Genomic DNA, 22,146 nt, shown 5'->3' on the forward strand with positions numbered 1-22,146 from the left:
ACTATGCTGTTTTAACTTGGTTGGGCTACAACCGATTGAAAGATTACATTACAGCCAATGCCAGGGCAGCTTGATTTTAAAAGTGAGTGAGGGTTTTTCTGCCCTCATCAACTTATACACAGAACCGCCGAAAAGAAGCGGACAACACACACTCACACCGCACCACCACCACATTCATTGCACACATATAATTAACCGAGCGCAGCGAGACAAAACACGGATACTAGGCTTGCCGACACACCCCGATGTTAGGAAGCATGGCCATAAAGCGAACGATGGGAGAGAGGAGGCACGACGAGCGACCCAAATCAACAAAAGGGGCTACCTTAAAAAAGAGATAAAAGACAGCCCCAACCTCAAGGAGAGCGACTGGCTGTGCTATGCTGTCCGCACTCGAAGGCAAGCCGAAATAAGCCGAGCGTTTAGCGAGACGAACTGAGTGTAAGGCGATCGCGGATTTACGAATTATTAGCTGTTGGAGTAGAGCGATCGCTTATTAAATATTTTATTTTCAAGTCTCTGAGCGAATCTAGAAAGACCTATTAAACTCACCCCAACTATTCTTGACATCATTGTAATTATCCCTTGACCGCTGAAGATTTCTATATCTTTGCTGATTTGCTGCTTGTTGCGCTCTCTGTTGTAGTATTGTCGCTACTGGTTCTTGTATGCGAATAAATCTGCGTTGTAGTCCATTTCTATGAGATGCGTGACTATCTTTAATTAATGTAAGTATAAATTCATTATTGGAAATCCATTTGATGGTAGTTTCAAAAGTTCTTCCTTGATCTTCGTCTCCCTCTACCAAAATTCCACTCTGACTATCAACAGATGTATATTGATAAGGACCATTGGCGAAACCATCTGCTTTTCCTTCTCTTCGGAAAGCATAAGTAGTTGTTCCATCAGATTTGATATCCATATAAATTTCCTGGGGATCAACATACCTATTTTCATTATCTTCAACACCAGACTTCCAACTACCAACCATTGAAGGAGTAGATTGCTTATTCCTGTAATCTTTATTTTGGATATTTGTAGTCTCTAATTTAATCTGACTATCCTTAACTATCTCTGCTACTGAGGGAACGCTAATACTTAGAGCGATGCCTACGGCTAGGCTTCCGCCAATCGCACTAAAGGATACTATTGCCAACAAAGATTTTAGTTTCATGTTTCTATACCTAAATATTGCTTTTGAGAACTGTTCAATTCTGGTTTAAAAATTTGATACTACGTAATTGTTAAATCCCTGATTTAATTGACTTTGATCGTAAAGTGAAGGGGTGGTGTAAGTTGTATCAGCTATGGTGGGGCTATACAAGCCAATCCAAATTCCGTCTCCATATGCAATATCAATCAGGTCGTATCCTAGATTAGATTTTTCTTCAAACTGGCTATCAAATTCATCGAAACTACCGCTATAGGCAACAGTATTAGCGGTGCTACCAGAATAATTTCCAAAAACGCCAACCCAAGCTCCATCGGCGTATTCAACATCAACTACACCATATCCTAGAGCAGATTCTTGTTGAACTACATTATCAAAATCATTCAAACTTGAAGGAGACAAATATTTACTATCACCAGGAATATCTCCGTATGTAGCTAGCCAAGCTCCATCAGCATATTCAATGTCAACCAAGTCATATCCTAGATCCCAATAATCTTGAACCGCACCTGTAAAATCATCAAAAGTATTACTAATTGTATAATCACTAAGACCATCAACATTGCCGTAGGTGGAATACCAAAGACCATCAGCATACTCAACATCAACTAAGTCAAAACTGTTAATAGTAGAGCTAAAATCATAAGTATAGGTTTTAGTTGCCTGAAATTGGTCAGCAAAATCAGTTACATTATCATCGACATAACCTCGACTACTACCAGAAGTATTTCTTAATGTGGCAAACCAAAGACCATCAGCATACTCAACATCGACTAAGTTAAGTCCATTATTAATATTTTCACTAATTAGGCTATTAAATTCTGTTAAATCAGAGCTAATTTCGTAAGTAGATGTCATGTCAATTTAGGAGTATTAGTGAGTTTGTCTGTCAACTTAATTTAGGTGCTAATTTCTCAAAGAATGCACTCAAATTAAATGTTTTATGTCATACGATTATAAGCTTACATCAATAGCTTTAATTAAGCGATAAACAAAAGTTTAAAATCTATTAAATTGAAGATGCGATCGCCATATCGCAAAAAAAAAGGGGGACGAACCCCCAAAGAAAACTAGCGAAGCACAGGGACAGAAACAACCCACACCAAGCCAGAGACAGAGCAAACGCCAGGGCGAACCGCCACAGCAAAACCGACCAACCGAGAACAAGCCAGGGCAAAGGCAGCAGCAGCAGAACGAGAGACAAACACAGCACAAACCACAGACCCAGAGAAAGAGCGAGAAGAAGAACGCACCGACCAAGAACAGCAACCGCCAGAGAGAGCAAGACCAGACACACGACGGAAAGGAACGGACAAGCGAGCAGAACCAAAACCAACAAAGAACGAACGACGAACAAGCACGAGAAAAAACCCCCGAAAGAGAGAAACAACGCTCTCTCAAGAGCGGGGGCGTAGCGAAGGCAAGGGCAAGGCGGGCAAAATAATAAATGCGTAGCACCACAAAAAAACAGCCCGACGCAGCTGGCGAAGCCCTTGCCGAGCGTTACGGGGTGCGGGGTGTCCCCGCATTAACAACTGCGTAGCAACATACTAGCCCCCGCTATAATTGGATTGCTGTGTGACGTATATCTCAACCGATCTAGGTGGACGACCAAAGGCACTTGACTTGAGTTCCCCAGAGGGGCGGAGGGGGAACGCTATAAAACGGCTTTAGCCACAGCTAATTATTAATGCGATCGCTTTTTAAAATTCAAACTGCATAAAAAAATCGACCAATCGTAACTAGTTAATATAGAGTTAAAAAACTAATTTTTAGTTCTTACTATTATATTAGGAAATTCATGTGCAACTATGAATGTAATCTTTAAAATTGCAAATGTAATTTTAACCACATTTGGCATTCTTTTTTTGATTATTCTTTTTCTAATTTTGCTATCTTTTTGGTTCTTATGGATATGGTTCAAAAGAGTATCTAATAAAGTAAAAAAAATTGCTCAAGAGTCCCCAGAACAATTTGAAGCTAAATATTCTGATGCCTATGATTTGTTTCTTGACATTTTTAATGAAATTCCCATTGTAGGAAAGTTCATTAAAAACAAACTAGCGATATTCTTAAGTTCCATGAGGAAAGGAACTAATTATTTTAATGATTTTGTTGTTCCTCTAATTATTTACGATTGGAATCCTCAAGAGTTAGTCAAACACTCCACAACACAATTTCTTGATTCTCTAGAAGCTGAAGAGCCTATAAAAAGCTTCGACCTTCATTTTAATACATTAGGTAAACTGAAAAGCTTTGATGGAGCAAGAAAAGTTAGCAAGAATAATCATTTTACCGAAATCCTTTGCCACGGAACTTTTGAAAAAGGATTTGCACAAATTACAGTTCAACTTCTTGAAGACGGAGATCAAATATTAATTAATGACTTTCAAGTTGACTATCTACAGAGTCTTGTGATGAATCTGAGTTCGGAATAAGCTGAAAACTTTGCTATATAAGCAGTCAAAAACTCGACGGACAACTCACGGGGGCGAATTCGATTCGCCCCACGTGTCCTCTTTTTCTCAATTAATGTTATTAAAAACAAACTAACTTACTAGTAAAAATCATGAATAATCAACAAAAAAGTCTTTTTCAAAAAATTAATAATTACACTTTTGATGAGCCAGATGTTAACTTTACTTTTGCTCAACGTTTAGCCAAAGAAAATAATTGGCATATTGAATATACTAATCGAGTCATTGAAGAATATCGCAAGTTTACTTTTCTAGCTATTGTCGCAGGGCATATTGTTTCACCTCCAAAGCCAATCGATCAAGCTTGGCATTTACATTTAACATATACTCATTCTTATTGGGATGATTTTTGTCCTCATGTATTGGGGAAAAACCTACATCATCAACCAAGTAAAGGGGGAAATTTAGAGTCTCAAAAATATGATGCTTTATATAGTCAAACTTTAGACAGCTATCACAACTTTTTTGGTGATTCACCACCTCAAGACATTTGGTTATCTTCAGAAAATTGTTGTCAGGAAAATATATCATTCAAACGAGTTAATACCAAAGAGAATTGGATTATACCCAAGCCAATTTTACCTCTGGCTATTACTAATATTGTTAAAAAAATTAAGGCTACAGTTAAAAAGCAATCAATAGCAATAACTTCGGTATGTTTAGTCCTATTAATACTTTTAGGTTCAGCATCACCTGGACTTGCGAACAATACCAATTTTTACTGGGATTTTTTAAATGTTACTCTTGATCTTCAAGATAATGGAGATTTGTTAGTAACAGAAGAACAAAAGTATGTTTTTACGGGTACTCATTCTCCCAAACACCATAGATTCATCAAGCTAGATGTAGTTAAAGCAATAGAAGATGTTCAAGTATTTGAAGATGACCAGCTTTTGCCAATTAAAACTGCTATTTATGGTGATGAATTCTGGATCGAGTGGCAAGAATCTTTGGAAAATAAATCTACGCATATTTTTACTTTAAAATATCGTGCTATTGGAGCAACTATCAATAATAATGGAGAAAATCGCCTCACTTGGAAAGTAATTTTTCCCAAGAGAAATGCTGTAATAAATAATTCAGAAGTTACAATTAATTTACCCGAAATATTAGCAGGAAAAGTTAATGCTCTTCATTATTTTGGTGGCATTCATCAAAATAAATTAATAGATAGTAAAACTATTAAATTCACCTCTTTAAAATCATTCAGACCTGGAGAACAATCCAGTATAAGCATATCATTCTTGGGCAATAATTTGTTAAATCTACGTCCAATTGAACATCCATCTTATAGTAGTCATGAACAGCTATCTGATAATAGTCAAACAATGTTTATGATGTGCTTTGGTTTTCTCTTTCTCTTCATCATATTGATAGCAATTGTTCAATTTAATACTGATGAGGATGATTCTGAAGGTAGTTGCAGTAGTTGCAGTAGTTGTAGCAGCGGTTGTAGTAGTTGTAGCAGCGGTTGTGGTGGTGGAGATTAAATTAGGATTTGCATCTTATTTATTGGGATAATGCCTTTGGCTTGCTGAGTCTCCGACTTGCTGAGTCTAACGACTTGCGCGATCGCGATATTATATTGTTGCTACTGGAATTGAACCAAAGAAAGTTAAAGAAATTCAAACAGAAAAGCGATCGCAACGTGGAGGATTTGATAATAGAATTAAACTGCTTTGGACTGAAAATAACCAACCATGACTGAATACAGATGTACTCGTAACGCTCTTTACTCTCACGATTGTACGGGTAGAGATGACCTTAGAGAAAGACAGGGGCATTACATTCACGCCAGTAGTGAAGAAGAAGCTTGGCAGATAATGGCGATTAGATATCCCGAAGAAACCCGTGCTGGGTTTACAGTTCAAAACTGGTCGGAAAATTCGAGTAAAAGCGTTGTAGTTCTCAGAGTAGAGCGAGATAACCAAGGTAACGAGGTATTAATCAATCAAGATGGGAAAAAAGCCATAACTAATAATGAGGGGGAAGTAATTGGTTATGAAGACGAACAAGAGTAAAAGTTATACTAGAGTCTCTTTTTTCGTACCATTTATAATTTTTAGATGTTTAAAAAAATTGCTTCTGATGCACTTGGTTTGAGCGATATCGGAGTTATTGTAGAACCGCCCGATTACGATAAAGTAGAATCTGATGATTTTATATTGCACGAAGAGAAAGAGAAAATTTTTTTCTTAATCAAATCAAAAGCAGATGAATATTGTTTTACCAATCAGGCTTTAATCCATGTTGATGGTGCGTCCGCGGTAAGTAAGAAACGTACTTTAAAACGTTGGGATTACAGTAAGCACTATATTCAAAATGTAGTATTAGAAACGGCTGGTACTATAGATTTGGATATTGAAATCAAATTTATCATTGGCTCTCACCCATACTCCATCGACGTTGGGAGAAAATATATAAAACAGTTGAGGAATTTATACAAAGCTCTAATCAAAATCAGTTTAATTCAAGAAACAAATGATCGCTATCTCAAATATGCCGAAAACAGTTTAGAAATCGCCTCACGTTCTGTCAATCGCTCCTCAAGTTCTCAAACTCTTCAACAAGAATTTAAAGCTATCAATGAGTATACCTTCGAGTGGCTGACTCACTTTCATGAAACTTACAGTGTCAAAGATTTTACTTCTGTGTTTGAGTTGTTTATTCAACCCAATTCTTAAATTAACTCTCAACTTGCCACACATAAATACAGTTTTTTTCGGGATATTTACCCCTAGAAACTAACCAATCGAAATAATATTTTTCATGGGGTTTGTTCATAATTTCTCTGTCACCATGAATGCTTTCATTGGCAATATGAATGTAAGTAACTCCTGTATCTAGAATTTCCTCCTCATCTGGTGCATATTTATGACCTGCATCGATCCCTTCTGGGTCTTCACATTTTAAAGTCATCCAAGAAGTAATTACCGTTTCTGGCTGGTACTTTTTAATTGCTGCGATCGCATCTAACTTTTCTACTTCAGAAGGTGGATTGGTGGAGGGTTGATTGAGCAGATCGTGGGTTAATTTTACTTTGGGTATTTGTTCTGAATAATTATCTACTCCTTTGATGCCGAGGTGATGATAGAGATAGTTATTCCCCGCACCAATTTCAATGGCTTTATCGAGATTAAAATTATCCTTTAACCATTCAATTAATTCAATAGTTGGTAACTGATAAATAGCCCGACAGATACACCAAACTCTCAAGTCCGTATTATCCAAGCTGTGATAGAACTCTGCTGGTTGTAGTTTCAAGATTCCCTTGGAGTCCAAGAGGATGCGATCGTATTTTTGTAAGAATTCTTGAATTTCGGGTGGATAATTAGAGTCTGCTGATTGATAGTGCGATCGCATCTTGATAAATTGATAAAAGTAGCGATTTATGACCGATTATAGTTGTGATAAAGGAATGCTTCGATAAGGTTTAGGTTCTGATAAATCTAATGATTGAGAATAAGAAACTGGAGCGTGTTTAATGTACGTTCTTAATTCTTCACTTGCTTCAAACCATTCACCATTCATCCTCAAATGTGAAAACTTTTGATGAAGAACATACTCTAATTTCTGTGCATCTTCAACACTATCTAGATGTATTGTGTGAAGTAATTCTAAGATAATAGGGTTACTCGTTTGCAAAGATTTCAATCTTTTTTCGACATTTTTTGCCATACCAATTTTGATAGCTTTACTATCAATGTTGAAAATAAAATATACAAAAGCATTTTCTGTAGTTGAATCGCCATCCAATGTTAGAGTTTTATTACCTGGAGTGATTAATTTTGCATCAGTTGATGCCCAAGTCCTAACCCACTCACCAACGGCTTTTACCGTTAAAGATTTTTGAGCAAATAAAGTAACTAATTCTTGCTTAAACTGTACCGAGAATCTTTTATGGCTATTTCTTACTTTAGGTAAATAAATATAGTGATAAGGTTTATGATCAAAGAGTATATATTCACTTAGATCTTCGGGATAAATCGGACAACAATAAGGTTCGTAATTTTTGATTTTTACCGTCTCTGTATATTTTCGCCGAATATTAAATTTCTGGGCTGCATCAGTATCGACTTTAACCCATCCCAGTCCTTTTAATATGTTGCCAGGAACTTTCTCAATATAGAAAACACTTTTTAATTTTTTTGTCACGCCAACTATTCTTCAGTTTTCCTTCATATCCAAGGCTTTTGATGATTGCCATTCCATACTTACAGCTTATCATTATTAGCGATCGCCTTACTTATTAGCCTTCCTAAATTCCCAAGGAGGTTGAGGGTTTCCCGTCCAGATTCCCGCTTTTTCCTGTTTTGCCATACCTTCTGCTGCAATTAACTGGTCGCGCATCGTACAAGTATCAGAATATTGGGCATAGTGCCAAGCGTAACCTGCCCGAACCATTTCAAGATTTAGATTGATAGCAGAGGTTTTTCTATCGGGTACGTAAACCTCTGCCACAGTACGCCCGTAGCGGTCTTTTTCAATGGGGACGATCATCAGTTCACCATTGCCCATATCTACAAGCGATCGCAAATAATCTCTAGATTCAATGCCAAACTCTTGGTCACGCTCTGGGGCATCAATGCCACAGAACCTAATCTTTAACTCTTCATCACCTCTAACTACTCTCAATGTATCGCCATCATAGATACTGCCTTCTTTGAGTTGCCATCGTTCAAACTCCCTAGTTTCTGCTGATTGAGGTACAACGGTTACTTGTTCTGATTGGCTACCTTTGTTGAGTTGAGAATAAGCAGCAAGACCCAAACCAATAAATAAGACCGCAGCGTTGAGAAGAGTTTTGAATTTCATAGGGGAAGACATAACAATAGTCTTACTTTTCCCTAAATGAGCTAATAAATAGACCTTGTAGAATGAGATAATTAAACTGAAAAGGGAAGCCTCCCGACGACCAATCTTGAGACTTCCCTTTGATTCAAACCTATTAATCTATTAAAAGTATACCAATGACCAGTAGCAACGGAAACAATAGCGATCGCCTAGACAGAATTGAAGCAATTGTAGAATCACTAGCACGTTCTGCTCAAGCAATTACCAACGATCATGAAGAGAGAATTCAAACTCTTGAGGATGTAGTCAGCAGATTAACTCGCATTGAAGAGGGACAAAATGCCATGCTGGGAAGTATTGATGAAAATCAGCCTACTATCTTGAGAAGATTAATGGCGATTGAGAACAAAGTTGATACTTTAATCGAACGCGATCGATAGCATTCTTCTTAAGTTGAGTTCGTTTTTTTCTCCACGGACTCAACACAACAAAAACTCTATTCTGTTGTGATATGACCCTTTATACCTATCCGAAGCTAACTAACGCAGCGACAGATACAGAACTAATAAGATTATGGATATCTCAGAAGGCTAAAACTACTCAAAAGACTTATATAACTATCAGTAGGCAATTCCTCGCCTTCGCAGGTAAAGAGTTGCGAGAAATTATGCTCGAAGATATTTTGTTGTGGTTGGAATCGTTTCAGTTGCGTCAAGCCAGCCAAAACACGATTAATAATAAGTTAGGAGCTATAAAATCTCTGTTCAGCTTCGGAGTAAAAACGGGTTATTTGTTGGCTAATCCTGTCTCTATGGTCAAGACTCTCAAGCCCAAGGATGCACTAAATGAAAGAATCTTACTGGATGAGGAGGTAAAGAAGCTAATTAATGCAGCTTTTACTCAACGCGATCGCCTGATACTCATCCTGTTATATATCCTGGGCTTGAGAATATCTGAATTAGTAGGTTTGAATTGGTCTGATTTTCAACCAACAGATGATGCGATCGCCGTAACTATATTCGGCAAGGGTCACAAAACCAGAACCTTATTGATAACTCGAACCTTATGGTCAGAATTAAAGCAGCTTCCAAGGAGTGATAAGACTGAAGCCGTGTTTTTATCTCGGTTTGGCAATCGCTTAGACCGTCATGCCATCCATCGGCTGATTAAAAAAGCTGTAGAGAAAGCTGGGATTAATCCTCATACTTCGGCTCACTGGCTGCGTCATGCCCATGCTTGTCATAGTCTAAATAATGGTGCAGGGATAGATTTATTGATGAAGTCTTTGGGGCATAGTTCTCTGGCGGTTACTTCGAGATATCTGCACGTTCAGCCGTCGGAGTGTACGAGTAAGTTTATTGATTTGGATTGAAGGCAGCAGAGTTTGGGTCATGCCAGCGTGACTACTACTGAGAGGTATCTGCATATATCGCCTGATGCTGGTAGTAGCCAGTTTATTGAGTTTTAATAGTAATATTCAGTTTTTTGCTTTCTGAAAGTCAATTATTTAAAAACAGATCTAGAGGAAAGTGACCGTATGTTCCAGCAATCAGGTCATCTTCACTTTGATAAGAAACAAGAACACCTCGATATTCTCCTGTATATTCAGATGAATAATAAGACATTTTCTGAGTACTAAATTTTAGATAAACTGGTTCATTACTTTGATTCTCCTTATCTTGCTCCAAATTACCTTGATAACCAAAAGCCTTTAGATAACTAGTTAAAGCTGAAAAGCCTTGCCGAAAATTGTCGGCGCAAATTCCCAAATTCTGCGATGATGATAAACTCGCTATCAGTCGTAAACTATTACGGAGTTCGTCTAATTCTGCTAACGGTTCGATATTGGATAGTTGGATAGAATCGTCGTATGACTTTAATATTTTAGAAGCTCTATCTAGAGTTAAATCGGCTGGTTGAGATGCAGACATAAATCAGTTTGTAAAAGATGATTGTACATCTAATCATTGAATAAATTAAATGCGATCGCCCTACTTCCCACCCCGAATATCCAACGTTACCTCAGCAGTAATTGACCTTTCATTCTGTCCGAGTATCTTCACCCGTCTTACCTTGCCACGATAAGGAGAATAAACCGATGTGAGTTTATCTAGTTCATCATCAACCGTATCTAACTGAGTTTGTAGTGAATTAACTTGCTCCTGCTGCTTCTGCATCAGGGTTTGATAGTCAGATACTTTCAGCGAGTGTTCGTACTGTTGTTTTTGATAGTTGAGTTTAGCTTCATCGAGAGATGCGATCGCCTGTTCGACATTAATCGAAGCTTCTAACTCTCTACGTTTTAAGTCGGCTAATTCCTGCACCTTTTCAGATTCAAATACTTGAACGTGCCAGGGGTCTTTATGATAGAGCTTCTTATCAAAGTTATTTATCTGACGGGCGATCGCATCTAAATTAAACTGAGCTTGTTTGAGGTTCGCTAGTTCTGTCTGAAACTTTGGTATTGGAACAGATTTAAGTTCATTGAGGGGTAATTTGGCTCTAGTGAGAGAGTCTGTTAATCGCTGTTTTTTGGCTTGTAGCTTGGCTTTTTCGGTAGTGCGATCGCTTATAATCTCGCCGACATTAACTCTCTGCCCTTCCTCTACCTTGAGGTCTGATAGTTCATTGAGAGTAAGAGTAATGGTGTGACGGTTGGGAGTGGATGGTGTTTGTTGTTCGGTTACGGGTGCTGTTGCCTGTAAATTGGTATTGTTGGCATTGAGGAAAGCATAAGCCCCAATGCCTAGAAGTACATAGCCCAATAGTTTGTATATCTTCATCACAGTTACCGATACTGGTGTTCTATTATCTGTCTTAGTCTATTGGGTAGGGTTTTGGGTGTAATTTGGGTTCGGGTACGGTCGATCGCATACTTTATTTTTTTTCGGTAATTTTTCTAAAAAAATACGTAATTTTACGAATATGTATATAAAGTTTTAGTATCACTCTATATTTACTTGTGAAATAATGGTTTCTGGCACTAAATATCTTCCAGCAGGAACAGTTTTAAAAAATAGGTACAAGATTACTAGTACCCTTTCAAAAGGAGGATTTGGGCTAGCTTATAAAGCTAGAGATATCAGTAATAAAATACAAAATAGTGTATTGATTAAGCAACTCAGACCGCAAAAAAATGAAGTTGTTCTAGAAATTGCTAGAAAAAAATTTCAAAAAGAAGCTAAAGTACTAGAATCATTAGGAGAAAGACATCCTCAAATTCCTAAGCTATTTGATTATTTTGAAGAAAAAGAAGAGTTTTACATAGTACAACAATTTATTGATGGTGTAGATTTTGAGAAAAAACTACATTTAGATCCAGAATCCACAGAAGAGACATTAACTCTTACAGAATCACAACTTGTTGATTTTCTCGAACAGACTTTAGAGATTCTTAAAACTGTCCACTTCAATAAAATAATTCATAGAGATATTAAACCATCTAATTTAATTTGGCATCCCCGAATAAATAATGATGCGAATGAGGAAGCCTTTCAGGTATTTTTAATTGACTTTGGATGTGTTAAAGAAATTGAAAAATATGTTTTTTCGTCAAACCAAGAAGTTCAGTCATCAGTAGTGATAGGTACTCCCTTTTATATGCCTCCAGAGCAACAGAGAAAAGAGCCTCAGTTTAATACTGATCTTTATGCTTTAGGATGGGTCGCTATTCAAGCTGTTACTGGGTTAAAAACCAATCAAGAAGATATACGCTCAAGTTGGCGAGAAAAAGCAAATATTAAAGATGATCTGAAGCTAATTTTAGCTCAGATGATTCATCCAAAATGTAAAAAACCAGAAGATAAATCAAAAGACGGATTAGATTACAGATATCAAACAGCGTCGGATGTTTTAGAAGATTTAAAGAAATTCAAAGAAGGATTGCCTGTAAAACCATTAACACAGATTTTAGCTTCGCCAGATCCTGAAACAATCAAGATAAATCCCCCAGAAAACCAATCAGATAAATGGGCGAAGTGGCTAGGAATACTATTTGGTTTAATATTATTAGGCGCGCCACTTTGGATAGCATGGGAAATTTGGTTCAAACCCAGAGTTTGGGAAACTTCTGATAAAGCAAGCATCGGCGAAGAAGTATATTTTGAAACAGGTCAAGAATGTACAGATGAAGTTAGAGACAAACAATACATTAAAGCAAAAGAATGTTTTGCAGGAGTAATGTCAAAGAACTTAAATAATCCTGAGACAGCCATTTATTACAACAACAGTTTTGCTTTAAGTGCTAATGAAAAACCATATTATTTAGCAGCAGTAGTACCAATATCAACTAATCCAAACTTAGCAAATGAAATTTTAAGGGGTGTTGCTCATGCTCAACATTTGTTTAATAAACAAGGTGGAGTTGCTGGAAGACAATTAGTAGTGGTAGTTGCTAATGATGCGAATAATAAGGACGACCAAGCTATTGATGTTGCTAAATTACTTCGAGATGAAAATAAAATAGTCGGGATTATTGGACACAATAGCACTACAGCAACTGAAGCAGGTATACAGGAATACAAACAAAAAAACTATCCTTGGATTTCGGTAGTGTTGTAAAGTTGTTGAAGCACTATTAAATCACTAAAATATTTATACCAAATTCGTATCTATTGATAAATAAACCAATCACAATATCATGCATTTCAATAGATTTAGAAAAACAAATTGTTTGCCTAGCTAAACGTTTGATTCTGGTTCTCAATGTTAAATGTTTTCGCTCTATCTTCTGCATTTTATACTTACTTACTTGTCGGATTTCTGGTAGGATATGGCGTTCATAAGTTTTCAAGCCATCAGTATAAAATTTGGTAATTCCAAATGGTTCAAGCAGCTTTTTGAGTTTAAGGAACATCTCATCGGTTCTAGAACCAGTTACATAAGCCAGCACTTCTCCCGTGTAATGATCGATTCCATGCCACAGCCATCTTTGATTGGCTTTTTTGCCGACAAAACTCTGCATTTCATCTACTTCAACTTTAAATTCTTGAGTGTGAGACTGAGATTTGACTTCTTTCTCGACATCTTCAAAGATTACTGGAACAATTTCTACTGTTATCTCTTCTGACTTCTTTTTAGCTAAAGCTTTCTCATTAACATGATTTAGTGAGTTTTGTTTTTTTTAATTTCTTTAATTACTGTTGATGTGCTGACTTTTAACACTCTGGCTGTATCACGTATACCACTACCATTAACTGACATATCGACTATTTTTTGCTTGACTTCTGGTTTATAACCATTGTTGGTATAATCTTGTATAAAAGTGCAGCGAGGACAGTCTTTATTTCGACAAATATAGCGTTGTTTTCCTTGAGGAGTTTTTCCATTTCTGGTTACATCTGTTGAGTGGCAACCAGGACATCTTACTGCAATCCAAACTGTCATTTTTTAATCATTCATTCTCAACTTTTATTCACTCTTATTATATCTTTAGTCAACAACTTTACAACACTACCCTCAGCCTTTGGCTTAAATATTACTTCTGACTTTTAGTTGAATTTTTTGGTGGCTTAATATATCTTGGAACATCTAATGTCGGTTCAGAGATCATTTCAACCACTTTAAAGCGACCGTCTTCAAAAACGGCTTTAACCTGAACAAAATAATGAGGCATCTGCTCTTTTGGAACTAGTTCTCGGTTGTATCGAAACGGCTCAATAGGGGCAGACCAAACCACAGGAAAATCCAAAGGTCTGGCAAAAGCCTTTTTAGCTTTAAACGACAATCTTTGGTAGAACTTAATATTGTCAATATTGCGGTGAATAGAAATTACAGGGTTGCAACAGTAGCTAACATAACGCCAAGTACCGCGAAAGACAAAATCCTCGCCTTGCTCAGAACAATTCGTTCTGGACAAAAAAGCTTTAACTAAAGTAAACCAGTAACGAATCTCCTGGTTTTTTGAATCGTGAATAATATTTGGATAGACCCGCAACCACATTTCTCTTGAGCCGTTCTGTTCGATTTCTTCTTTGAGCTTGTCAAAATGTCGATGTGACCATTTCGCACCTCTTCTTAACTCATAGTCAAGATCGTCAATGGTGACATAAAGCTTATCTTCTTTTATTTGAGGGATACACTTAATTAGACCAATAGCTTGAAAAATATTCGGCTGACTCAATTTTGATTGTTCCTTGCCTTCGGATTTAGTTGACTTCTGGTCAACCTTTTCTGGATCTGTTAGGCGATCGCTGTTTTGGGCTTTCTCAATTGTCTCGATATCTAAAGCATCTGTTTTTGATAGTACTTGCTCAATTGTTTGTTCTTTTTGCTTCTTCTTTTTTTTCTGCTTCTGCCTATCCTTTACAGGTTTACCGCTAGATGGGGCTAGGCTAACAGTTAGAAAATCATCTGTACGTTTATCTTCTAACTGTACAGATTCTTGATGTCCTATCTCTTTCAGAGCCTTATCAAGCAAGGACTGATACATTTTACGCTGTCTTTCATTTGTGGCAGATTTGAGTAGAGCTTCTAGCTTCTGAAGATCGGATTTTACGACGGTCATATATGGCTTTTTTTATTTTATATTTTACGACTAATTGATTTAAGAGAATCAACTTCTTATTTTGTAATAGATGCCCCTTCAGGATCCTGAACGATAAACTCTTTAACTCCCCAGGGTTTAGTCTCTAATTTACTGTAGTTTCAACAACCAACTGAGGTAGATATCAGCGATCAAATTATTACAATCGTCTTTCTTCTTACTCTCTCAATAGACTACCCAAAACGTTTTGGGTAAGTTGTTAAGCAATGCTATTTTTTCCTCTAAACTATCTGAGTAAAAGGCAATCACCAGGTGAACGTATCAAACTCTTTTATCAATTCAATATTACAAAAAATACCAGAAAAAAAGTAAAGATTTATCGCCAAAATTTGTTTTGGCTTGTAAGATAGCGATTGACAACCAATATTCCCTGTGTTGAGAGACTAGATGACTAAAACAATTGCCTTATTCAATCAATCTGGAGGAGTAGGAAAAACTACTTTAACCATGAATTTGGGCTATCATCTAGGGCAAAGAAAACATCGTGTTTTACTTGTGGATATAGATCCTCAAGCTTCACTGACGACATTTATGGGAATAGAACCAGAAGAGTTGAAGCAAACTATTTATGAGTCGGTAGTGGGAGATGAACCTGTACAAGTTATTGAAAATATTAACGGTGTAGATCTAGCTCCTGCCAACATAAACTTAAGTGCAGCGGAATTAGAACTCGTGTCTAGCTTGATGCGAGAAATGCGTTTAAAAAATGCTCTTACTTCTATTGCGGACAATTACGATTTTATTCTAATTGATTGCCCACCCTCTTTGGGAATTCTTACTGTTTTAAGCTTGGTGGCTGCAACCCATGTTTTAGTTCCAATCCAGACACAGTTCAAATCTTTTCAAGGAACAGATTTGCTATTAAATACTGTTGCCAGATTGCGTCAAGCAGCTAATCGCCAGCTTAAAATAGCTGGTTTTATACCCACAATGTTCGATGCCCGCACTGCTCAAGAAACAAGAACCTATAAGGCAATTAAAGAGCAGCTTTCACCTTTAGCAACAGTTTATGAACCAATTCCTCGTTCAACTGTTTTTCCCGATGCAAGTGAAAAAAGAATTCCTCTTGCTCTCTACCAACCAAGACATCCTGCTATTACCATAATGAAAAAAACTGTTGAAAAATTAGAACAGCTATGACTCAGACTAGAAAAAAAGAACAGCCTTATACAAGTAAGCTACGTGGCGTTGCTGCATTATTAGGAAATGCAGCAATAGAGGAAACAAAGATAAAAGCAGCAGAGTTTATTCCAATTGACCAAGTTAAAAAGGCTAATTTACAACCACGTCGTTATTTCGATCCCATAAAACAAGAGCAGTTAAATAGATCTGTATCCCAACATGGTATTTTAGAACCTTTACTAGTTAGACCTATTGAATCAAATATATACGAAATAGTAGCGGGAGAGCGACGGTTCTTAGCAGCTAAAGCGGTAGGCTTGTTAGAAATTCCTGTCGTTATTAAGAAATTGACTGATATCGAAGCTATGCAAATTGCTTTGATTGAAAATTTGCAAAGAGCCGAACTTAATCCAATTGAAGAAACTGAAGGCATTCTTCAATTATTATCTATTGTAACCGAACTCAACACAGATGAAGTAGTTTTACTACTTTACCGTATGCAAAATGAATCTAAAGGAAAAGTTACCCAAAACATTTTGGGTAATGAGACAACTAAAAATGTTTTTGAGCTTTTTGATAGCTTAGGAAAGCTAAGTTGGGAGTCTTTTGTTACTAGCCGACTCCCATTACTTAAGCTCCCTCAAGACATTTTATTGGTTCTTCAACAGGGAAAAATAGAATACACTAAAGCTAAAATAATTGCTCGTATTAAAGATGAAACTGCAAGGAAACAGTTGTTGGAGGATTCAGTTGTCTCTTCATTGTCTTTAAATCAAATTCGTGAAAGAGTTGTTGAAGCTAAACCCAAATCTCAAAAAGAAGAAATTTTCAACCGCTTTGATAACACTTACAAACAACTTAAAAAATCTAAAAAACTCTTATTATCAAATCCTAAGAAACGAAAAAAGTTAGATTCGCTACTGACTCAAATAGAAAATTTATTGTCAGTTGAAAAATAGATATTTGTGGTTAAATGTTCAGGTAAAAAGTAAGTCTTAAAAGCTTACTTTTTGAGGAGAAATGTTCTTCAACTTAATATTCTATTTAAAGCTTTACCAATTAAAAGTCAAAGCATTAGACTTCAACAGGTAGTGTTGCAAAAAGTGGAGATAAAAGTAAAAAGTCAAGATAAACCCTTGATTATCCTGAATTTTAGACAGCAATCCCAAAAAGAGAATGAATAAACCTAATTTGACCTAAAACATCTCCTTGTTTCACATTTTGGATTTGACCTTTGCGAATCATGTTCATCGATTCATATCCTGCGATGGTACGAGCAGCACTCCAAAAATTTCTAAAGTTTTGACTGGTTATAGCCCGTAGTTTTGTATATCGATGATCTTGTTCGAACCCACCTTCCGCACGTCAGTTTGTAATATGCGAAGTAATATAGTTTTTGTGATTATCAGCGATCGCATTACTGAAGAAGTTAATACTTGGCGATCGCTGTTACGATAATTAGCGATCGCCAAATTGCCAAATTATCGTAATCTTTTTAAACTACATTTTGACGTGCGGAAGGTGGGTTCGATCAAATTATTGAGGTATTTAACTGCTCTATGTTCAACCGATTCAGGCAATAAGTCAGATTCAAATAACTCTTCAATAGCTTTAGGATAAGTATTTGCTTTGTCTGTATTAATTACTCTGAAGTGATTGCGGGTTTTGTGTAGAGTTGCGATCAAAAATTGAATATCAAGACCAAATCGAGGACGAAAGAACCTTAAAAATCCTGTTTTGATATTTTCCTTGAGAATTTTCTACATATTTCCGTTTCCCAGACAGGATAAATCTAGGTCTCTACCATGAAGACCTTAGGTAGCACAGATAATGAGAGAATTAACTCTGACAGAAGTGCCGAAGATTGATCATAGTGTAAGCCAGACTCTTCAGGGCATAGTGCAATCCACGCTTTTCGTTCAAAGCGCAGCAGCAGACGCTTAAATTTATCCTCCCAAGCAAATACTCGCTCGATAGTTCTAAAAGCTGTAACAAAGGGAGAGATTACATTACAGTTGCGATCGCAGAAAGCAACTACCTTGTCTCCCTTCATGTGCTTGTGACCGTTAAAGCCCAGATTATCACGACGCGAAGCTAATCCTTGTATCTTGAAATTAGGATCTCAAATCCTGATAGTTTAGAGAAAGTAGTAGACCGTCTAATCCTGGGTTATTCAAAACCGTCCTAAAGCAGGGTCGCTACTTGTTCTCTCTCCTCAAGCAAACTCAACAGCTTCAATAGCCTCAACGGGGGGAACCCCCGCAACGGCTTTTCGCTCAAACAATCGCCAGGGTAGAAAAATCAAACCCGTATTTTTGCAAGGAAGAGTCAAATGAGCGAGAGTTACGACAATCAAAAATCATAGAAGAACAAAAAACTCATGAGTAAAAAACAGTGGGTGGGAATAGATGTATGTCAGAAAAACCTCGATGTTTATGTCCGTCCATCGTCAAAGTTATTTCAAGTAACGAACGATGAAATAGGCATCAGCAAACTAATTAAAACTCTGAACAAGATTCAACCAGAATTAATTGTTTTAGAAGCGACGGGGGGCATGGAAATCGATGCAGCAATCAAACTGACTCAGGCAGGATTAGCGGTGGCGGTAATTAACCCTCGACAAGCAAGAGATTTTGCCAAAGCGACAGGACAGTTAGCGAAAACGGATGCCATTGATGCTCGTGTATTAGCTCACTTTGCCGATGCCATTCGACCCGAAGTCAGAGCGATCGGCGATGAATCTTCTCGTCAGCTAGAAGATTTAGTACAACGCCGTCGCCAAATCAGCGACATGATTACCGCCGAAAAAAATCGTCGCCGAGGTAAAACCAATTCCGTACAAGTCAATATCGATGAACACATTGAATGGCTAAAGCAACAGCTTAAAGAAATTGAATTGCAAATCAAGTCTGAGATCGCACTTAATGAAAGCTGGAAGCAGAAAATGGATTTGTTAACCAGTGTGCCTGGAATTGGTGAAGTAGTTGCAGTAACTTTAATTTCATCTCTACCAGAATTAGGTACTATTTCACATAAATCAATCTCTTACTTGGTAGGTTTAGCACCTTTGAACCGAGACAGTGGCAAGTTTAGAGGTAAACGCCGAATTCATGGCGGACGAGCTAAAGTTCGTTGTGTACTATACATGGCTGCTTTAGTAGCGGTTCGTTTTAATCCGATAATTAAAGCTTTTTACGAGCGTTTACTAAATAAAGGTAAGCGCAAAAAAGTGGCTTTAACTGCCTGTATGCACAAACTTTTAATTGTTTTAAACGCCATGATGAACCAGAATCAATCTTGGCGACGCGAAGCTAGTGCTTTAGTGCAACCTCAAGTTACCAGCTAGCTCACCAATGCCGTTTTGGTCTGATTCAACATCACGCCAGATTTTTGTGGTGATGAGAGTTTGTCTTGCTAGCTTTTTATTTAGCGATCGCAAGATAAGAAGAATTAAACTTGACATTTAAGACAATCGCTTTAGGGCACCTTTCTTGGCTGCTGTGGTTGTGCCATCACCATGAATGACGCTGGTATCGAGATGCCCTTTCTCGTGCAGTATGGATACAGAAGATACAAAAATATCATCAAAACATCCATGAAATTCAACAACTCGATTGGTCATGGCGGGGAAACCCCGCCGACCCTCGTGCGATTCGTTCTCTCGAAACTTAGATAACTAGGGAAGATGAGAGACAATTCCAAAGCTGGTTCTAACGGATTTTGTGGGTCAACCACTTTGAGGGGTTTGGCGACCATTCATCGAGCTGGCAATCAGCAAATTATGAAGCCAGTTATGATGATAGCTAAAGCCATTAAAATCGGTAAATGGCGACCTCTGTTCGGGGGAGTTCGAGCGCATTCTAGCTCCGTAAGGATGGAAATTCCACACCAGTGCCATCGAGCGCAGATAGAGTCTTGCCGACTCCTTATCGCCATGAAAGTATTGCATAGTGTAGAGTAAGCGGTCTTGGTGATTCATCAAACGGTCGACCATGTTGCTGGTACGATGAGCTTGGGGAAATTGATAAGCGACTGTGAATTGAGAAGCACGACGGCATAATTGACGCATCTTGCTTAAAGTGCGTTTCCGTCTGATGTGTTTTTTACTCCAAATTAAAGCGAATCGTAATCCTTTTAAGAATTCAGCAGCATTAGCAGCTTTATAAGCTTTCCAAAGCTTAGATTTCAGTTTTTTTCTTAAATTGCGATAACTAGGACTTCCTTTCTGGACTTTAAGCACAGCATGGAGAAAACACAGCACCAGAGTCACGGTGGGAAACAGCTTAAGCCAAGCCTGTTTTGTTCCGTCCCAAGCATCGGTATTGACCGTCACTGGAGTATAATTGGGGTCAAGAAGACGAGCTTCTGTTTGAAATTCTTTGTATCCTTTGGTTAAAGCTTCAGCACTTGCCGATTCCGAGAAGGCAACTCCCAAAATACAGCCTTCTGCGGCGGTAGTGGGAAGATAAACTCGTTTTCCCTTTAACCAGGTATGTTTTTCATCCGCTACCAGATGTTGAGGCAGTTTTTGACGATCTTTGATTGTGGTTCCCACGATAGAGGCTCGACCTAAAGACAGATAAATGCGATACCAATACATGGGATTGCGACCAAAAACATAAGCTAGAGCTTCAAATGGGACTCCAAACTGCCTTAAATACATCGGCTTGTCTATTTCTTCTGTTTTTCCTACCATATAGGGCATTATAAAATCAGGACGCAATTGATAGACTTCTTGGTTAGTTTTTAACTTAATGCGACGCATGGATAGTTCCTGTTTACTGGAAACCACCCAATCATGGAAAGAGAAACCTTCGTCCATTCCTGTGGGAAAAATTTCAGGATACTTGGTATAAACTTGCAGCAGATAGGCTCTAAAATTGGGATTATCGGCGATTAGTTGTCGATATTGCTCTTCACTGCTAACAGGTAAACAAATACTTTTATCACCTCTGATAGAAACGACCATACTTGAATTTAGGCTAAAAATCAATTGAGTGCTTGTTGACTTTACCTCAATTAGATTTACTCTGTCATTTAAGTCTAATTGTCCTGAGTATTTATACTACCCACAAAATCCGTTAGAACCAGAAACAGGCAGCATCGTAGGTATTGACTTCTTTGGGCAGACTGAAATAGATATGCAGCCCTCCAGACCAAGAAGATTGCAGTTTGATATATCTGACTAGACCAATTTTTTCCATCGCTTCAAGAAACTTGCCAAACCCGATCGGATTTTCAGCAGGATGAATTGAGGAGAGACGATCTATATCGGCTGCTAAATATTTTGTAGTTTTACCAAATCTGACTCCAACAACGCGATCGCGTTTGAAGTGATACTTAAGAAGCAAATGCCGATGTAGCTTGTATTTTAGCGTTTTCCATTCGCCCTTTTTGTGGAGGATGACATCGGACAAATGATGGAAGTAGTTAATTAATGCTTGGGAAACGACGGAGTTGGTTGTTACACTTAGAGGTATATTCAATTTTTTTTTTGGTGAACCTGTGCTTTAGGTTTGCTTTACTTCTGAGGTGCTAGTTACACCGCAGGAGAAATATTTAGTTACTACGAATATATCCCATTAGAGCCAAATTAGTAAACGCTCTTACTTTTAATTAAGCTTGTGCGATCGAGAGCGAAAAAAAGCGGGGGAGATAAAGATCGCGACAAATTTTTCACGGGCGATCGCGTCCCATAATCAATCCAGCCAAAAATCTTGAAATCGTTTAGAAGACAATTCCGTTTTGCAGACGAGTCGGAGAGGTGACTCTTCGGCTTAGTTCAACCTATTTCCGCCCAACAGGAAGTTTGTTATTGAGTAGCTTGAGAGTTTGTTGGTGGTTGAGTTTAGGTAATAATGTTTGCAGATATTTGATTTGGGCAATTTCCAAGACATCGTAAGCATCTTTCCATTGCCAGTAACCATTAGCATCGCTACCACTCAAACCACTATTCATTTGTCTTTGCAGATATAAATTAGAAATAAGAACTCTTGCAAAAATATTTTGTGCTATGATTAAGGATTTTACTTTTCATT

General features: G+C 37.6%; 26 protein-coding genes and 2 pseudogenes. 12 read left to right on the forward strand and 16 right to left on the reverse strand.

The features are described 5' to 3' along the window. Positions 1–529: 529 nt before the first annotated feature. The 3 genes from I4641_RS19615 to I4641_RS19625 all read right to left on the reverse strand — a co-directional run bounded on the left by I4641_RS19615 (position 530) and on the right by I4641_RS19625 (position 2,532). Entirely contained in the window at positions 530–1,174 is a 645-nt protein-coding gene (locus I4641_RS19615) for a hypothetical protein (RefSeq protein WP_229642278.1), read from the reverse strand. A gap of 45 nt (positions 1,175–1,219) precedes the next feature. Continuing rightward, positions 1,220–2,029, reverse strand: coding sequence for a hypothetical protein (locus I4641_RS19620; protein WP_229642279.1), 810 nt, complete (start codon positions 2,027–2,029; stop codon positions 1,220–1,222). Positions 2,030–2,241: 212 nt separating this feature from the next. Then, complete coding sequence (locus I4641_RS19625; protein ID WP_229642280.1) at positions 2,242–2,532, reverse strand: hypothetical protein; 291 nt, start codon at positions 2,530–2,532, stop codon at positions 2,242–2,244. A gap of 450 nt (positions 2,533–2,982) precedes the next feature. Between I4641_RS19625 and I4641_RS19630 the strand changes: the two genes are divergently transcribed. The 5 genes from I4641_RS19630 to I4641_RS19650 all read left to right on the forward strand — a co-directional run bounded on the left by I4641_RS19630 (position 2,983) and on the right by I4641_RS19650 (position 6,332). Beyond that, positions 2,983–3,609: a hypothetical protein gene (locus tag I4641_RS19630; protein WP_229642281.1), complete on the forward strand. Its 627-nt coding sequence runs from the start codon at positions 2,983–2,985 to the stop codon at positions 3,607–3,609. A 131-nt stretch (positions 3,610–3,740) separates the two neighbouring features. Further along, positions 3,741–5,138, forward strand: coding sequence for a DUF2207 domain-containing protein (locus I4641_RS19635; RefSeq protein WP_229642282.1), 1,398 nt, complete (start codon positions 3,741–3,743; stop codon positions 5,136–5,138). Positions 5,139–5,146: 8 nt separating this feature from the next. Continuing rightward, on the forward strand, positions 5,147–5,356 hold the full coding sequence (locus I4641_RS19640; RefSeq protein ID WP_229642283.1) for a hypothetical protein: 210 nt from the start codon (positions 5,147–5,149) through the stop codon (positions 5,354–5,356). Continuing rightward, positions 5,349–5,669, forward strand: coding sequence for a hypothetical protein (locus tag I4641_RS19645; protein ID WP_229642284.1), 321 nt, complete (start codon positions 5,349–5,351; stop codon positions 5,667–5,669). The genes I4641_RS19640 and I4641_RS19645 overlap by 8 nt, the downstream gene beginning before the upstream one ends. 45 nt (positions 5,670–5,714) lie before the next feature. Beyond that, complete coding sequence (locus I4641_RS19650) at positions 5,715–6,332, forward strand: PH domain-containing protein (protein ID WP_229642285.1); 618 nt, start codon at positions 5,715–5,717, stop codon at positions 6,330–6,332. 1 nt (position 6,333) lies between these two features. Here the strand turns inward: I4641_RS19650 and I4641_RS19655 are convergent, their stop codons facing one another. The 3 genes from I4641_RS19655 to I4641_RS19665 all read right to left on the reverse strand — a co-directional run bounded on the left by I4641_RS19655 (position 6,334) and on the right by I4641_RS19665 (position 8,475). Continuing rightward, positions 6,334–7,011 (reverse strand): hypothetical protein, encoded by a 678-nt coding sequence (locus I4641_RS19655; protein WP_229642286.1) that lies wholly within the window; start codon positions 7,009–7,011, stop codon positions 6,334–6,336. 36 nt (positions 7,012–7,047) lie between these two features. Continuing rightward, a complete protein-coding gene (locus I4641_RS24300) occupies positions 7,048–7,803 on the reverse strand; it encodes a GIY-YIG nuclease family protein (protein ID WP_229642287.1) in 756 nt (251 codons plus the stop codon). 87 nt (positions 7,804–7,890) lie between these two features. Next, on the reverse strand, positions 7,891–8,475 hold the full coding sequence (locus I4641_RS19665) for a thermonuclease family protein (RefSeq protein WP_229642288.1): 585 nt from the start codon (positions 8,473–8,475) through the stop codon (positions 7,891–7,893). A 143-nt stretch (positions 8,476–8,618) separates the two neighbouring features. On the opposite strand from I4641_RS19665, the gene I4641_RS19670 reads away from it, so the two are divergent. Continuing rightward, a complete protein-coding gene (locus I4641_RS19670; RefSeq protein WP_229642289.1) occupies positions 8,619–8,882 on the forward strand; it encodes a hypothetical protein in 264 nt (87 codons plus the stop codon). A gap of 71 nt (positions 8,883–8,953) precedes the next feature. Then, a complete protein-coding gene (locus tag I4641_RS19675) occupies positions 8,954–9,814 on the forward strand; it encodes a tyrosine-type recombinase/integrase (RefSeq protein ID WP_229642290.1) in 861 nt (286 codons plus the stop codon). Between the two features lie 127 nt (positions 9,815–9,941). Here the strand turns inward: I4641_RS19675 and I4641_RS19680 are convergent, their stop codons facing one another. Beyond that, positions 9,942–10,373: a DUF1824 family protein gene (locus I4641_RS19680; RefSeq protein WP_229642291.1), complete on the reverse strand. Its 432-nt coding sequence runs from the start codon at positions 10,371–10,373 to the stop codon at positions 9,942–9,944. 60 nt (positions 10,374–10,433) lie between these two features. After that, a complete protein-coding gene (locus I4641_RS19685) occupies positions 10,434–11,228 on the reverse strand; it encodes an HlyD family secretion protein (RefSeq protein WP_229642292.1) in 795 nt (264 codons plus the stop codon). Between the two features lie 184 nt (positions 11,229–11,412). Here I4641_RS19685 and I4641_RS19690 point away from each other — a divergent pair, with 184 nt between their 5' ends. Next, positions 11,413–13,002 (forward strand): bifunctional serine/threonine-protein kinase/ABC transporter substrate-binding protein, encoded by a 1,590-nt coding sequence (locus I4641_RS19690; protein WP_229642293.1) that lies wholly within the window; start codon positions 11,413–11,415, stop codon positions 13,000–13,002. Positions 13,003–13,018: 16 nt separating this feature from the next. Here I4641_RS19690 and I4641_RS24450 read toward each other — a convergent pair. Both I4641_RS24450 and I4641_RS19705 read right to left on the reverse strand, forming a co-directional pair. Further along, positions 13,019–13,827 (reverse strand): IS1 family transposase gene (locus I4641_RS24450; protein ID WP_439655361.1). Its coding sequence is split into 2 segments (ribosomal slippage): positions 13,019–13,564 and positions 13,567–13,827, totalling 807 coding nucleotides; the frame shifts between segments, so codons are not numbered across the junction. A 91-nt stretch (positions 13,828–13,918) separates the two neighbouring features. Further along, on the reverse strand, positions 13,919–14,947 hold the full coding sequence (locus I4641_RS19705) for a hypothetical protein (protein WP_229642296.1): 1,029 nt from the start codon (positions 14,945–14,947) through the stop codon (positions 13,919–13,921). A 426-nt stretch (positions 14,948–15,373) separates the two neighbouring features. Here I4641_RS19705 and I4641_RS19710 point away from each other — a divergent pair, with 426 nt between their 5' ends. The 3 genes from I4641_RS19710 to I4641_RS23930 all read left to right on the forward strand — a co-directional run bounded on the left by I4641_RS19710 (position 15,374) and on the right by I4641_RS23930 (position 17,566). Further along, positions 15,374–16,126, forward strand: coding sequence for a ParA family protein (locus tag I4641_RS19710; RefSeq protein ID WP_229642297.1), 753 nt, complete (start codon positions 15,374–15,376; stop codon positions 16,124–16,126). After that, positions 16,123–17,067, forward strand: a complete 945-nt coding sequence (locus I4641_RS19715; RefSeq protein WP_229642298.1) for a ParB/RepB/Spo0J family partition protein — start codon at positions 16,123–16,125, stop codon at positions 17,065–17,067. Before I4641_RS19710 ends, I4641_RS19715 begins: the two co-directional genes overlap by 4 nt. A gap of 376 nt (positions 17,068–17,443) precedes the next feature. Continuing rightward, on the forward strand, positions 17,444–17,566 hold the full coding sequence (locus tag I4641_RS23930; RefSeq protein WP_263858288.1) for a hypothetical protein: 123 nt from the start codon (positions 17,444–17,446) through the stop codon (positions 17,564–17,566). A gap of 23 nt (positions 17,567–17,589) precedes the next feature. Here the strand turns inward: I4641_RS23930 and I4641_RS23935 are convergent. From I4641_RS23935 to I4641_RS19735, 3 genes and pseudogenes are all read right to left on the reverse strand, one after another. Then, positions 17,590–17,796, reverse strand: a pseudogene (locus I4641_RS23935) (DDE-type integrase/transposase/recombinase); the annotation flags it as partial. Positions 17,797–17,947: 151 nt separating this feature from the next. Then, positions 17,948–18,191, reverse strand: a pseudogene (locus I4641_RS19730) (transposase); the annotation flags it as partial. Positions 18,192–18,323: 132 nt separating this feature from the next. Continuing rightward, positions 18,324–18,464 carry a hypothetical protein gene (locus tag I4641_RS19735; protein WP_229642300.1) on the reverse strand — a complete coding sequence of 47 codons (141 nt, stop codon included), beginning with the start codon at positions 18,462–18,464 and terminating at the stop codon, positions 18,324–18,326. 24 nt (positions 18,465–18,488) lie between these two features. Between I4641_RS19735 and I4641_RS19740 the strand changes: the two genes are divergently transcribed. Continuing rightward, entirely contained in the window at positions 18,489–19,454 is a 966-nt protein-coding gene (locus tag I4641_RS19740) for an IS110 family RNA-guided transposase (protein WP_229642301.1), read from the forward strand. A 381-nt stretch (positions 19,455–19,835) separates the two neighbouring features. Here the strand turns inward: I4641_RS19740 and I4641_RS19745 are convergent, their stop codons facing one another. The 3 genes from I4641_RS19745 to I4641_RS19755 form a co-directional block, all read right to left on the reverse strand. Further along, positions 19,836–21,077, reverse strand: a complete 1,242-nt coding sequence (locus tag I4641_RS19745; protein WP_229642302.1) for a hypothetical protein — start codon at positions 21,075–21,077, stop codon at positions 19,836–19,838. A gap of 112 nt (positions 21,078–21,189) precedes the next feature. Continuing rightward, positions 21,190–21,594, reverse strand: a complete 405-nt coding sequence (locus I4641_RS19750) for a hypothetical protein (protein WP_229642303.1) — start codon at positions 21,592–21,594, stop codon at positions 21,190–21,192. A 301-nt stretch (positions 21,595–21,895) separates the two neighbouring features. Further along, complete coding sequence (locus tag I4641_RS19755) at positions 21,896–22,066, reverse strand: hypothetical protein (protein WP_229642304.1); 171 nt, start codon at positions 22,064–22,066, stop codon at positions 21,896–21,898. Positions 22,067–22,146 lie beyond the last annotated feature (80 nt).

Origin of the sequence: Waterburya agarophytonicola KI4 (assembly GCF_020640915.1) — a bacterium.
GTDB lineage: Bacteria > Cyanobacteriota > Cyanobacteriia > Cyanobacteriales > Xenococcaceae > Waterburya > Waterburya agarophytonicola.

Bases quoted from the DNA above. Each gene is read 5' to 3' on its own strand.
- I4641_RS19615 (WP_229642278.1), bottom strand. From the start codon at position 1,174: ATGAAACTAAAATCTTTGTTGGCAATAGTATCCTTTAGTGCGATTGGC.
- I4641_RS19620 (WP_229642279.1), bottom strand. From the start codon at position 2,029: ATGACATCTACTTACGAAATTAGCTCTGATTTAACAGAATTTAATAGC.
- I4641_RS19630 (WP_229642281.1), top strand. From the start codon at position 2,983: ATGAATGTAATCTTTAAAATTGCAAATGTAATTTTAACCACATTTGGC.
- I4641_RS19635 (WP_229642282.1), top strand. From the start codon at position 3,741: ATGAATAATCAACAAAAAAGTCTTTTTCAAAAAATTAATAATTACACT.
- I4641_RS19645 (WP_229642284.1), top strand. From the start codon at position 5,349: ATGACTGAATACAGATGTACTCGTAACGCTCTTTACTCTCACGATTGT.
- I4641_RS19650 (WP_229642285.1), top strand. From the start codon at position 5,715: ATGTTTAAAAAAATTGCTTCTGATGCACTTGGTTTGAGCGATATCGGA.
- I4641_RS19655 (WP_229642286.1), bottom strand. From the start codon at position 7,011: ATGCGATCGCACTATCAATCAGCAGACTCTAATTATCCACCCGAAATT.
- I4641_RS19665 (WP_229642288.1), bottom strand. From the start codon at position 8,475: ATGTCTTCCCCTATGAAATTCAAAACTCTTCTCAACGCTGCGGTCTTA.
- I4641_RS19670 (WP_229642289.1), top strand. From the start codon at position 8,619: ATGACCAGTAGCAACGGAAACAATAGCGATCGCCTAGACAGAATTGAA.
- I4641_RS19675 (WP_229642290.1), top strand. From the start codon at position 8,954: ATGACCCTTTATACCTATCCGAAGCTAACTAACGCAGCGACAGATACA.
- I4641_RS19680 (WP_229642291.1), bottom strand. From the start codon at position 10,373: ATGTCTGCATCTCAACCAGCCGATTTAACTCTAGATAGAGCTTCTAAA.
- I4641_RS19690 (WP_229642293.1), top strand. From the start codon at position 11,413: ATGGTTTCTGGCACTAAATATCTTCCAGCAGGAACAGTTTTAAAAAAT.
- I4641_RS19705 (WP_229642296.1), bottom strand. From the start codon at position 14,947: ATGACCGTCGTAAAATCCGATCTTCAGAAGCTAGAAGCTCTACTCAAA.
- I4641_RS19710 (WP_229642297.1), top strand. From the start codon at position 15,374: ATGACTAAAACAATTGCCTTATTCAATCAATCTGGAGGAGTAGGAAAA.
- I4641_RS19715 (WP_229642298.1), top strand. From the start codon at position 16,123: ATGACTCAGACTAGAAAAAAAGAACAGCCTTATACAAGTAAGCTACGT.
- I4641_RS23930 (WP_263858288.1), top strand. From the start codon at position 17,444: ATGATCTTGTTCGAACCCACCTTCCGCACGTCAGTTTGTAATATGCGA.
- I4641_RS19740 (WP_229642301.1), top strand. From the start codon at position 18,489: ATGAGTAAAAAACAGTGGGTGGGAATAGATGTATGTCAGAAAAACCTC.
- I4641_RS19745 (WP_229642302.1), bottom strand. From the start codon at position 21,077: ATGGTCGTTTCTATCAGAGGTGATAAAAGTATTTGTTTACCTGTTAGC.
- I4641_RS19755 (WP_229642304.1), bottom strand. From the start codon at position 22,066: ATGAATAGTGGTTTGAGTGGTAGCGATGCTAATGGTTACTGGCAATGG.